The 12,578-nt window shown below is 40.1% G+C and carries 9 protein-coding genes; 3 read left to right on the top strand and 6 right to left on the bottom strand.

All coding sequences use genetic code 11. From position 1 onward, the window contains the following. Positions 1 to 5 precede the first annotated feature (5 nt). Genes hemB through hemA form a run of 3 tightly spaced genes read right to left on the bottom strand, consistent with a single transcriptional unit; the run spans position 6 to position 3,859 of the window. Positions 6 to 974, bottom strand: a complete 969-nt coding sequence (gene hemB, locus LPB86_RS09020; protein WP_230642547.1) for a porphobilinogen synthase — start codon at positions 972 to 974, stop codon at positions 6 to 8. 32 nt (positions 975 to 1,006) lie between these two features. Further along, complete coding sequence (gene hemC, locus LPB86_RS09015; protein WP_230642545.1) at positions 1,007 to 2,593, bottom strand: hydroxymethylbilane synthase; 1,587 nt, start codon at positions 2,591 to 2,593, stop codon at positions 1,007 to 1,009. A 39-nt stretch (positions 2,594 to 2,632) separates the two neighbouring features. Continuing rightward, positions 2,633 to 3,859 carry a glutamyl-tRNA reductase gene (gene hemA, locus LPB86_RS09010; protein WP_230644318.1) on the bottom strand — a complete coding sequence of 409 codons (1,227 nt, stop codon included), beginning with the start codon at positions 3,857 to 3,859 and terminating at the stop codon, positions 2,633 to 2,635. Positions 3,860 to 4,028: 169 nt separating this feature from the next. Between hemA and LPB86_RS09005 the strand changes: the two genes are divergently transcribed. Continuing rightward, positions 4,029 to 4,847 (top strand): S9 family peptidase, encoded by an 819-nt coding sequence (locus LPB86_RS09005; protein WP_230642542.1) that lies wholly within the window; start codon positions 4,029 to 4,031, stop codon positions 4,845 to 4,847. Here LPB86_RS09005 and LPB86_RS09000 read toward each other — a convergent pair. Then, complete coding sequence (locus tag LPB86_RS09000; RefSeq protein WP_230642539.1) at positions 4,839 to 5,969, bottom strand: MBL fold metallo-hydrolase; 1,131 nt, start codon at positions 5,967 to 5,969, stop codon at positions 4,839 to 4,841. The two genes, LPB86_RS09005 and LPB86_RS09000, sit on opposite strands and share 9 nt — an antisense overlap. Positions 5,970 to 6,152: 183 nt before the next feature. Here LPB86_RS09000 and LPB86_RS08995 point away from each other — a divergent pair, with 183 nt between their 5' ends. Beyond that, positions 6,153 to 7,106, top strand: a complete 954-nt coding sequence (locus tag LPB86_RS08995) for a DUF2975 domain-containing protein (protein ID WP_230642536.1) — start codon at positions 6,153 to 6,155, stop codon at positions 7,104 to 7,106. A gap of 4 nt (positions 7,107 to 7,110) precedes the next feature. Next, positions 7,111 to 7,320 (top strand): helix-turn-helix transcriptional regulator, encoded by a 210-nt coding sequence (locus LPB86_RS08990; protein WP_230642533.1) that lies wholly within the window; start codon positions 7,111 to 7,113, stop codon positions 7,318 to 7,320. Positions 7,321 to 7,371: 51 nt separating this feature from the next. On the opposite strand, the gene LPB86_RS08985 is transcribed toward LPB86_RS08990, so the two are convergent. Together LPB86_RS08985 and LPB86_RS08980 are read right to left on the bottom strand one after the other, a co-directional pair. Then, positions 7,372 to 10,062: a hypothetical protein gene (locus tag LPB86_RS08985; protein WP_230642530.1), complete on the bottom strand. Its 2,691-nt coding sequence runs from the start codon at positions 10,060 to 10,062 to the stop codon at positions 7,372 to 7,374. An 11-nt stretch (positions 10,063 to 10,073) separates the two neighbouring features. Beyond that, the gene (locus tag LPB86_RS08980; protein ID WP_230642527.1) at positions 10,074 to 12,566 is read right to left on the bottom strand and encodes a zinc-dependent metalloprotease; all 2,493 of its coding nucleotides are present in this window, start codon (positions 12,564 to 12,566) and stop codon (positions 10,074 to 10,076) included. Positions 12,567 to 12,578 lie beyond the last annotated feature (12 nt).

Here is a 12,578-nt window from a genome sequence, read left to right as displayed (position 1 = left end):
AAAGACTACATCCAATTATTTTCAACAATATCCCTGATATGATAAGTCGTAATAATACTTGCACCTGCACGGGCAAAAGCATGCATCGTTTCCATGACCACTTTCTGCTCATCAATCCAGCCCCTTTGCGCAGCAGCTTTAACCATCGCATATTCACCAGAAACATTATAACAGGCGATAGGAAGGTCCGTATTTTGCTTTAAACTTTGTATCACGTCCAAATAAGCAAGTGCAGGTTTCACCATAAGCACATCTGCACCCTCGGCTTCATCCAGCAAAGCCTCCCGCAAAGCTTCTTTAGGATTCCTGAAATCCATTTGATAAGCCTTCCGGTCACCCTTACTCGGCGCGCAGTCCGCAGCCTCTCTAAAAGGCCCATAGTACGCAGAAGCAAATTTAGTAGCATGAGACATGATTGCTGTATTTACATACCCTTCACGGTCAAGTAAAGTTCGCATCGCAGCAATTCGGCCGTCCATCATATCTGATGGGGCCAGCATATCCGCTCCAGCCTGAGCATGGGTTAAGGCCATTTTAGCAATAACTTCAACCGTCTCGTCATTTTGTACATAATCATCTTTCAAAATACCGCAGTGGCCATGATTAGTGTAAGAACATACACAAACATCGGTTACAACGTACAAATCTTCACCAAATTGTTTTTTCAGTTCCCGAACCGCTGAAGGAACGATGGAATGGTCATGGTACGCACTGTGTGCATCTTCACTTTTTTCATCGCCCACACCAAACAGCATAATTTTATTTACCCCCAGTTCCAAACCTTTCTCCACATCACTAATCAGCGTATCCTGCGAAAAATGATTTACGCCTGGCATGGCATCTATAGCATGCGTAATGCCATTTCCAGGCACTACAAAATATGGATAGATAAACATGTCTTTTGATAACCTTGTTTCCGCAATCATCTCTCTCACTACAGGGTTTTTCCTTAATCTTCTCGGACGGTGTATCATATCTATTTCTTTTATCTTAATCTTTAATCCTGCTATCTTTGATCTAACTCTATACCAAAAACAGCTTCTGCAAGGCCAATTTCATCAGGAGAATACGGCAGGGTAAACGTTACGCCCATTTCCTCAAACTTCTTACCTGTAGAATTGCCAATGGCAATAACTTTTTGACCAGGATCCAGTAAATTATCTGCAAAATACGCATCTACGTTACTCGGACTGGTAAAAATCAGCACTTCAGCATAAGTTTGATCTACATCATCTTCCATTACCGTTTCATAGATGGGCAAGTCAACAACCTTGGTATCCTCTGCCAAAGAATTTTGAATGGTCAACAAGGAATCCTGCGCACGTGGAAACAACACTGTTTCTCCCCTAACTAATGTAGCAAAAGTTTCCGCCACTTCCTGAATGTCCCCGCTTTCACCAACAAAATCGGCCAAATGTCCTTGCCTGCGCAAAGCGTCTTCAGAACCGCGACCCACTACGCCAAACTTCACGTGCTTGGACAACATAGGCTTTAGCCTGAAAAAATATTCAACCCCATTCCTGCTGCTAAAGAAAATCCAGTCAATATTTTTCAAGTAGAATGGGTCCAGGATATTTACAATGGGAAAAGTGCGGATCAAAGAACGGGCTTCAATCTCTATGTTATGTTTTTCAAGGGCTTTCCTGAAATAATTATTTTCAGCCACCTCTCTGGATATAAATACCTTTGATGGCATTTTACGCTCGGGAGAAAATTTACTGACAATTTTCTCAGCTAAACCTTCCAGACTATCTACACGGTAAAAAAGGCGGTCAGGAAAATCCTCATCTGTGGTAGATTTTGAAGTCCAAACCTCATACTTGCCATTTTCCTTTTTACAGTAACAACCTAAAGGCATGTGGCAGCCCCCTTCAAAAAGGTTCAGTACTTTACGCTCCACGGCAATTTGTTCCGCCGTTTCAGCATGGTTCAATTGCTGCAACAATTCAAATAAAGCACTGTCATTTTCACGAATCTGGATAGCCAACGCACCTTGTGCAGGAGCCGGGATCAGTTCGGTGGTATCAATTACTTCCACATGAAATTCAGACAAGTCAATACCCAAACGATTTACACCTGCCTTAGCCAGCAAAATCGCATCGTAATCCTCATCCCTTAATTTCTGTATTCGGGTAGGCACATTGCCCCTTAAATCTTCAATATTTAAATCCGTACGCAGGGCAAGCAATTGCGCTTTACGCCTGTTGGACGAAGTGCCAACCATAGCACCTGTTTTAAGCGATAATTTTTGTGTAACATCCACACAATCTTTTAAAATCAGCAACAACTCGGCCGGGTCTTCACGCTCAGGTACCGCAGCAATCGTTAAACCTGCAGGATGCACAGTAGGCAAATCCTTATGAGAATGCACGGCCAGGTCAATTGTTCCTGCCAACAACTCCTCTTCAAGTTCCTTAGTAAAAAAACCTTTACCTTCCAGCTTGTCAAGCCTTAAGTTTAAAATCTTATCTCCCTGGGTTTTAATGATTTTCAATTCAGCCTCAACGCCAATTGCCGCTAGTCTATCTTTGGTAAAGTTGGCTTGCCATAAAGCCAAATCACTGCCTCTTGTGCCGATAATGAGTTTTTTCACGTCTTAATAAATGTTTATGGTTACGAATATAGCTAAGAATTAGCTATTATTCACCAGAATTTCCTTAGCCATCACCATAGGAACACTGATGTACTTCTTCTCCATATAATTGATCACCTTTTCAAGCAATAATTTAGAATTTTCATCAAGCTCATTGATCTCCTCAGCAAAAATTGCATTGATGGCTTTTTCTTTGATCTCTTTAATCTTCTGAGGAACCTCGCTCATAGCAAGTTCAATCTTACGCTGACGCAGTACCAGATTAAATTCCTGGATATTCTGATCTATAATTTGCTCCGCATGCACCAGTTCGTCGTAACGTTCCTGGATATTTTTACGTGCAGTTTCTTTTAAAGATTCAACTTCAATAAAGTGAAGCGGAAATTTCTGAATCACTTCAGGAGCTGTATCGTTTGGAATGGCAAGATCAACAATAATCTTTTTCCCCGTTTCCCCATTCAAGAGTTTTGTATAAATCTCTTCCGTAATAATCGGCTCTGTAGAACCTGTACAGGTAATGATGGCATCAAATCCCTGGTTAAAGTTTTCAAGTTCGGTAAGCGGATAAGCTGTACCATTCAACTCTTTGGCAAAAGCCTGGGCATTCTCTACTGTCCTGTTAAAAACAGAAAAATTAGAATACTTATGTTTTTTAAGATATTGTGCCAACAGCTTATTGGTTTCTCCAGAACCAATGATGAGTATCCGGGAGTTGGAACTCATTTTTAAATCACGCAATTTCCGGTAAGCCAAAGAAACTACAGAGACAGGGTTTTTAGAAATATTGGTATGGGTATATACTTCTTTCGCTGTTTTAACAACCCTGTTCATTACCGTACGCATATAATCGCCGGTAAACCCAGCCACACGACAAGCTTCATAAGCACGTCTTACCTGGGCTAAAATTTCCTTTTCTCCAACAACCAGGCTCTCCAATGAACAAGAAGTACGTAGCAAATGATTAAAAGCTTCAACCTTTTCATACACAGAAACTTTTTCTACAAACTGCTCCATGTATTGCGCAGGTAAGCCCATATCAAGTACAGTAAGAAAACGGGTAATAAAGGTTTTATCCACTCTACTTGAAGAAGTAAATACAAACTCAACACGGTTACAGGTGCCAACATAAAAAATTTCTTTTATGTCTAAATCAGACTGAACTTTTCTCAATCTGTCATCAAGTGACTGCTCACAAATTACCAGTTTGCCTAAGGCTTTCAGGTCGATTTGTTTGTGTGTAAAAGCAATGATCTTTAAGTATTCCAAAGTAGGATTCCTGGTTATTTTTAACTCAACAAAAGTAGCACGCCCAACTTGTACGTCTGTCATTATGCTGTAATTAAGAATAATTTAGAATGGTTTTAAATTGCCTCAACTCCATAAAACAACGAGTTGCTATCTTTGTTATATCATCACATTAGACTGAAGTACAATTATGATCAAACAAGAGCATTTTATACTAACCGGAGCAGCAGGAAAAGTCATTTCCGGAGACCTAACTTTTGATGATGCCTTAGAAATTAAAGGCACAATTTTGTTTATTCATGGATTTAAAGGGTTTAAGGACTGGGGTGCGCATAACCTTATGGCTTCCTATTTTGCTCAGCAAGGTTACAGGTACATAAAATTTAATCTTTCTCATAGTGGCGTAACCCAGCAGCAGCCAAATGATGTAACAGACCTGCAAGCCTTCGCCGAAAATACGGTAAGTAAGGAGCTGGCAGATGTACAAACGGTAATCAACTACATCTCACACACCTATACTTCCAACCAGCTTTATTTAATTGGCCATAGCCGGGGTGGTGGACTCGCCATACTCACAGCAGCCAACGACCCAAGAATCAGTAAAGTTGTAACCTGGAGTGCCATAGCAGATTTTAGCAGTCTCTGGAAACCAGAGCAGGAAGAAGAATGGAAAAAGACCGGAAAAATCTTTGTAGAAAACGCGCGTACAAAAGAGAAAATGCCTTTAAACATCAGTCTGCTTGAAGATTTTAAAGAACACGAAGATGAGTATAACCTGCTCAATGCTGCAAAAAAAGTTGCTATCCCCTGGTTAATTCTGCATGGCGATGAGGATGTAAATGTTCAATTTAGTGTAGCGCAACAACTGGCCCAGGCACAAGTGAATGCACAATTACAAAAAATTGAAGGTGCCAATCACGTCTATGGTGCTTCACATCCTTATACCGAGCCAAGTTTACCACCGCAACTTAAAGAAGTCTACGAAAAAACACTAGCCTTTTTAACGTAAATCTTTAGTCCACCAATGCTTGTTTGGGAGAATGCTGTCTAGTATTACGACCTCACCTATTTGAGGTGTAACCACTTTTACAGACAATTCTTCCGATCTTTTAATCACCCGGCCAATAGATTCATCCCAGGCATGCGTAGCCAGCGCAAATTTCCCCCAATGTACGGGAAACAATACTTTTGCTTTCAAGTCTACAGCTGCCTGCGCAGTTTCTTCCGGCATCATGTGGATGTTAGACCAGAAATTATTGTACTGCCCATTCTCCAAAACCGCCAAATCAAAAGGCCCGTATTGATTACCTATCTCCACAAAATGTTTGTCATAACCAGAATCACCACCAAGGTAAATGACATACCCTTTAGTTTGAAATACAAATGATGACCACAACGTTTTATTACGAACAAGCCCTCTACCCGAAAAATGCCTTGCAGGAGTAGCTGTAAACTTAGCGGACGTATTGATATCAGTAGATTCCCACCAATCCAGTTCTTTTATTTTGTCTGCAGGTACTCCCCAATACTCCAAATGGGAACCTACTCCAAGCGAAGTAACGAACATACCTACTTTATCCTTCAGTTTTTTTATAGTCTCAAAATCAAGGTGATCGTAATGGTCATGCGTAATTAACAACACATCAATGTGTGGCATGTCATCTGCTTTATACACATCGGCACCTTCAAAAGCTTTTGTACCCGCATAACTTACGGGAGAAGTCCTTCCGCTAAACACAGGATCTACTAATATATTAATACCATTAACCTGTAAGAGATAAGAAGAATGTCCAAACCAGGTGATTTCCGGTTTTTCAGCGGGATTTAATTTCAGGTCTCTTTTAACAGAGGGCAAGGTATAATCAGGCGATTTACGCTCATGCTTACCGAACATAAAATCCACCATTACTGTTAAAAATGTACCACCGCCAGTAAAAGTTGGCGTTTCAGATTGGTTCTGGAATGCACCATCTTTATATTGTGGCGACTTTTTAATGCGTTCTAACCTGGCACCCGATGGCGCAGTTCCGAAAGACGCCTGCTGTAGAAACAAAAAAACAATCAGGGCAATTACAGCTATCGTTATAAAAAATACAATCATTGTGCGTTTAAGGATGTGCTTAAATCTCATCGGCACAAATGTAAGCAGATTAGCAATAGCGTGTTTTTTTATTTTCCCCAAATGGCATCTATTCAGCAGGCGCTCCTGCAGTATTGTGAAATAAAGCAAAAACTATTATTCAATATATATTTATTGTAATTCAATAAATATATATTGAATAATATTATATTTGCATCCTATATCCTAACGTATATGAAACTAAAACTTACTACCTCAGCAATCATCAATCTAATTATCGGTACTGGTATCGCACTGTCCATTCTTTTTATAGTATCCATTTTATGGTTTAGCTCTACAACTATGACAGACTGGGATAGCACAGGTTCTTCAGCGGAAATGAAAACGCTGTCCCCTATAGATCCAGTAATTCCAGATACAATTCCCCATCGTCAATATGTTAAACTAAAAGACAGCATCAAGCATGCGCGACAATTTAAAAATGGCGTATCTGCTAGTTCTACAAGATCTGAGTTGATAGGATTTCAGTCCATTCAAAGATGTGATGGCTGCAATCCATGGGACAATAAGGAGCGGAAAAGAAAAAAGGATTACCTGCTCAGTCTTAGCGGATGGAAACTGGACACCGCACGCGGTGAGTTTTATACTCCTGTAACATACTTTGTTAAAAATGATCAGCCCTACATAAGAAAGACCTTCTGTAAACCTAGAAAACTAAGCAAAACCTCCTTTATCTGTTATGAAAAAGACATTGCTGTACCCTTTAGAGTTGATAGTGAGAATAAAGACATCATGATACCAATAAGCGAAAATTTTTATGAAATTGCTATGCCATCATTTATGGGCTTATCCATACTTTTCTTTATATACTTTATTTACTTTGTAATCGGTGCTTTTGTCCAGTTCTTAGCAGAAATTGCAAAAGGAACACCTTTTTCTGAAAGGAATGTAAAACGATTAAGGTTTATTCTGTTAAATCTGTTTTTTATACCACTGGGAATATTTCTAATCAACCTGCTGATTATACCTCTAATTTTCCAGTCCTATTTTACTCCAGAAGTTATGCTGGATAACGAATCATGGAAAAGTTTAGGCAAGCCTGCTATTTTATGCCTTATTTTTGCAGCGCTGTATATTGCATTTAAAAAGGGAAAGCAATTGAAGGAAGAAAGCGATTTAACAGTATAACCTCATGGCAATAATTATAAACATTGATGTAATGCTGGCCAAACGCAAAATGTCGTTGACGGAGCTTTGCGAAAAGGTAGGGATTACCATGTCTAACCTATCCATTTTAAAAACGGGTAAGGCAAAAGCCATCCGTATAGAAACCTTGAATGCAGTTTGCAGGGCACTAAACTGCCAGCCTGGAGATATTCTGGAGTATACCGAAGAAAATTAAAGTAGCCTGATAAATATATAATCTGGCATATTTATCACATGCCAGATTATATTAAGAAACCAGTTCTAATATACCTTCATTTTCAATAATCATCATACCATGCCTGTCACTGCTGATACCTTCTGTAGCGCGATAGGTATAAGTTGGTATGCTACCTTTCATTTCTGTAGGCATGTAAGTGAACTTAACATTCTTGCTGCTCTGCCCTAATGCTTCTCCCACTTCCACAATATGGGTAGAGATGATGAAAAAACAATTGCTGTGCTCAGAAAATGCTGTTGATACTTCTAAGGTGGCATCATAAGCATCTTTTACGTTTGTCCCTTTAAACAACTCATCAACAATAACAATCAGATTTTTAGGCGAGCTCACTTCTTCGGCAATTTGCTTTACCCTAAGCACTTCTGCGTAAAAGTGACTGTAGCCCATATTTAAATCGTCTGGAACGTTAATAGAAGTATACATTCCATCTTTCACCGAAAACACCATGGACTTTGCCGGAACCGGAAAACCCATATGCGCCAAATAAATGGCCGTACCAAAAGATTTCATATAAGTGGATTTACCCGCCATGTTAGCCCCGGTTAAAAAGATCACATTATTGTTCTCGTCCAGACCAACAGAATTAGGCACCGCATTTTCCAGACAGGGATGAAATCCTTGTTCAATAATCAGCGCATGCTCTGATGCAGGTAAAGCTTTTGCATAACTAAACCCTTTCTTTCTGGAAACATCTGCTACGGCAATATTTACATCAATGCTATGCACAAACTGTAAAATAATCTCCATTTGTTCCCGTAAAACAGAACGCAACAAGAAATCGTATTGAACAGTACTAAAAAACCCAGGTTCAGCATTTAACTTTTTCAGCCCTTTCAATCGCTGATCTTCAAAAATTTGCACTACATTCTTAAGCTGAGGAGAAAAAGGACTTTCTGGATCCTCCTGTAGCAAGCCAGCCACAAATTCATGAACCTCATTAAGGACTTTCAAGGTGGTATTAAGCCCGGCCGCAACCAGCTCTTTTTCTTCTTTTAGGCCAAGTACCGAAAGTAACTTACGGCGCCCAGTCTGTACCGTTGCCATTAACAAATTAGAAGCCGAAGCACCAGTTAAATAGTTACCGGCAATTACCAACTGCTCCTGGTCAAAGGGAAACTCCAATGCTTTACCTTCAAAATATTTAAACGTAACACTGCGCTTGTCTATTTCTTTAACATCCGTTAGCGGCTGCTGAAACATCGCTTCCAATAATCGCTCTCCCCCAGCTGTTTTAGTTGAATTAAATAAACTCAACACAGAATTGTTCCGGTATTTACCCAAAAGGTTCAAATCATCCAGCGTCTGTTTATCCGTCACAAATTGTGCGGCCACCTTACTCCTTAATCCTTGCTCTTTAATCCTCTCTGCTCCCTGCCCGGCACGCAAGCTTTCCACAATCCCCTCATTGTTGATAATGATCATACCATGCCGGTCTTCCGTAATTCCTTGCTTAAGCTTATACGTATAAACAGGCTTAGTACCTTCCATTAAGGTTGGCAAATAGGTAAACTGGATATTGTTACATCTGCCTTTTAATTCTTCACCCGCTTCAATAATATGTGTAGAAATCACAAATATGCAATCCCGTTTCTTTGCAAAACCGGCTGTTAATGCCACTGTAGCTTCGTAAGCATCTTTTACATTAGTACCCCTAAACAATTCATCAAAAATCACAAAGATCTTTTTAGACAAGGCCAGCTGCTCTGCAACTTTTTTAACCCGCAATACCTCTGCATAGAAATGACTGTAGCCCATGCTTAAATTATCCGGCAAATTGATGGTCGTAAACAAGCCCTCCATAACTGGAAACTCCATACTGCTTGCAGCCACAGGAAAACCCATATGCGCCAGGAATACAGCGATGCCCAGCGATTTCATAAAAGTAGATTTCCCGGCCATGTTGGCACCGGTTAAAAAGATGAAATTGCTCTCTGGCGTAACCAATAGATCATTCCCTATTGCATTTTCCACCAAGGGATGGTATACACCTTCCAATTTCATCACTGTATCAGCAGAAGGCAACGCTTTCGGAAACACAAAATTATGTGTTTCGGCCACTGAAGCTATAGCAATATATACATCCAAATGATAGGCAAAATGCAACATCTTTTGCAGTAAGTCTTTCTTTTTAAAGCGCAGTACTTTATCATAAGCAGCAACAGTATCGTAGCTCAGTTTTTCTTTGGCAGCAGCCACAAGCAGCTGTTGCAGTTCTGCATCTGCCAGTACATTTCTTATAGCCGTTGCTTCAACCTGGTAAGGAATACTGGTTTCTCCATCGGTTAACTGATCCGTAAACTGTCCAAATGCATTTAGAAAATCAATTGCTGCAGCTACAGCTTTCTCAATCTGACGGTACTCTGTATCGGCACCAATCAGGCTGTTAAACTTTCTGCCTAGTTTATTGTCTTCATTACCCAGCTTAGTTCTTTCGTCAACATTACTCAGGTACTGTTCTATCAGATCAAACCATTCCCCCTTAAATGGAAAGGAAATCTTACTGTCCTGGAAAAACCGGATCAGCTGACTTCGCTGGTTAATTGCTCCGGCATCCGACAAAGGATACCGGAACATTTGCTCCAGAATTTCGGCGCCGCCACGTGTGCGACTACGGTTAAACAACCCGTATACAGAATCACGGCCTTTTTTATTAAATATATTCAGGTCGTCCAGCGTTTGCTTGTCAACGGAAAAACTCATAATGCGGTTGTTTATTTAACTAAGCCACTTTTCTCTGCGGCAAATTTGCTATCAATCAGTCCTATCATTTCCTTCAAGTGAATTCGTGTCACCTTATTTAAAGATGCATTTTTAAGTGCCTTTTTAAACAAATTCTTTTGTACAGTCAACTCATTTCTGATTAAGCCATTTAAATCCGTTACTGTAAAGCGGAAGGTGTTGTTTCCACCAACCTGGGTCATGTCATTGGCATAAAAACCTTGCACCAATAACCGGTACAAGTATAATTTTTGCATGTTACGCCTGTAGTAATCTACATTCTGACCAGCTATAACCTCTTTAAAAATCCCTTTATCCAGATCACTGAATAACTCATTAATGGTATATTTTTTTCCGTTGTCATTTTGCTCGTTACTCATCAACCTGCTCAAACGGGCACGGGTAATCACCGCATCAATACTATTTTGCTGCAAAGCATTTAGCTCATAACCAAAATTCACACCCAGTTTATTGGTGATGCTTTTATTGTTCAGCCAAACCGGGGTAGCAAACAATTGGTCATTTAAAAATTTTACTGCACTTTTTTGCTTTAAATAAGGTGTAGTCTGCTCCGTCAATCCTGCTTCTCCATTTACCCTAAAAGTATGATAAGAACCCGCAATATTTTTGGTTACGTGGCCCAAATACAAGGTAAACTGGTCCCAAACGCCTTCATAAGCTTTAAACAACTTCTCTTGCCCCTCGCCCGGAGTGCTTACCCAGTTTTCAATCTGCGGAACAATCCTTTTTAAATTTTTAATTCCGTAAGTACCCGCAGTCATTGCGTTATCTCCTAAATCTTCATTTTGCGACCTTGGATCATTGGGTTCTGCCTCGCTACCAAACCACAAACGACGGTTCTTTTTCAAAGAATCTGTAACTACGTTAACCAGCATTTTAGATTCCGCTTCTGCAGTACTGTATTCAGGATACCATGTATATCCCCATTTAATGGCCCATTTATCATAATCACCAATTCTTGGATATATTCCCTTTTCGCTAATGTGATCTTCCGGCTGTGCCACGTAGTTAAATCTTGCATAATCCATAATAGAAGGAGTATGACCACTTGCTTCAACCCAAGCCTTATCCCGCAGCTTTTCAACAGGAACGGTAGAACTTGAACCAAAGTTATGCAATAAGCCTAACGTATGCCCCACTTCATGAGATGATACAAAGCGAATCAAATCACCCATTAATTGATCATCAAACTCCTGTTTTCTGGCCCTTGGGTCAACAGCTCCAGCTTGAATCATGTACCATCTATGTAATAATGACATCACATTGTGATACCAATAAATGTGGCTCTCAATAATCTCACCACTTCGTGGATCAGCAATGCTTGGACCCATGGCATTCGCTACCGCAGACGGAAGGTAAACAATAGCCGAATGATTGGCATCGTCTATGCTCCAGGTACTGTCCTGTTCCTTCGTTGGTGCTTCTTTAGCAATAACTGCATTTTTAAAGCCAGCACTTTCAAATGCCTTTTGCCAGTCATTTACACCTGCAATTAAATAAGGCACCCATTTTTTAGGGGTTACCGGATCTATATAAAAAACAATTTGTTTCGCCGGCTCTACCAACTCTCCTCTTTTATATCGCTCTACATCTTCTGGTTTAGGCTCCAGTTTCCACCTTTTAACATAGGTTGTGGTCTCCACACCCTGAGGATCAGCAGCAAAATCTTTAAATGAAGTAGAAAAGTAACCTACCCTAGGATCTTGCAACCGGGCTTTCATAGGTTTCAAATCCAACAATACCATTGAAGCATTAAGTTCTACAGTATATACAGAACCTGTTGGATTAAGACCTGCGGCATACGTTTTAACTGCCCTGATTTCTACATTTTTTGGGTAAGTGTGAATATAATCTATATAGCTCCGATCTGCCATCTGTCCGCCCATACCCGCTTTTGTTTTAAAAGCAGCTTTTTGAAAATACAGGATGTCATTATCACTATTTAAAAAATCAGTTACTTCTACAACTACGGCAGAAGAATCTTTAGGCATAGTTAAAATCGGAAACGATGCTGCAATGGCCGTTACATTGTTTTTTGCCACAGCGGCAAATAAAGTCATGGAGCTATCTTTTGCATATTCAGAATACGACATCCTTCTTAAAAACAATTTATTGTCCGGACCTTTTGCAAAACTGTATACAGTTTCTCCAATCTGGTCGCCGGCATATCCTGAATTGCCATTGCGCATATCTGCTGATGCTTTGGCAATGCGGCTTACCACCAGGATTTCCCTGCCTAAAATTACATTGGGCACTTCAAAAAAGTACTTGTTGTCTTTTTTATGGACAGTGAAGAAACCCTTCTGACTGATGGTGTTTTTAGTGATGATTTCTCCATAAGGTTTCAAGGCTTTAGCCTTCTTTAAGCTGTCTGCTGTCTTCTTTAGCGGATCAACAATAACAACCTTCTGTATCGGTGCAGGCTTTTTATGAAACAAAGCGCAGCCTGAAACAAAAGTTGCCATGCCTAGCGCAGT

The organism is Pedobacter sp. MC2016-14 (assembly GCF_020991475.1).
In the GTDB taxonomy this organism is placed as follows: Bacteria; Bacteroidota; Bacteroidia; order Sphingobacteriales; family Sphingobacteriaceae; genus Pedobacter.
Note: the sequence above shows the minus strand (reverse complement) of the source record. Positions and strands in the feature narration are given on the sequence as shown.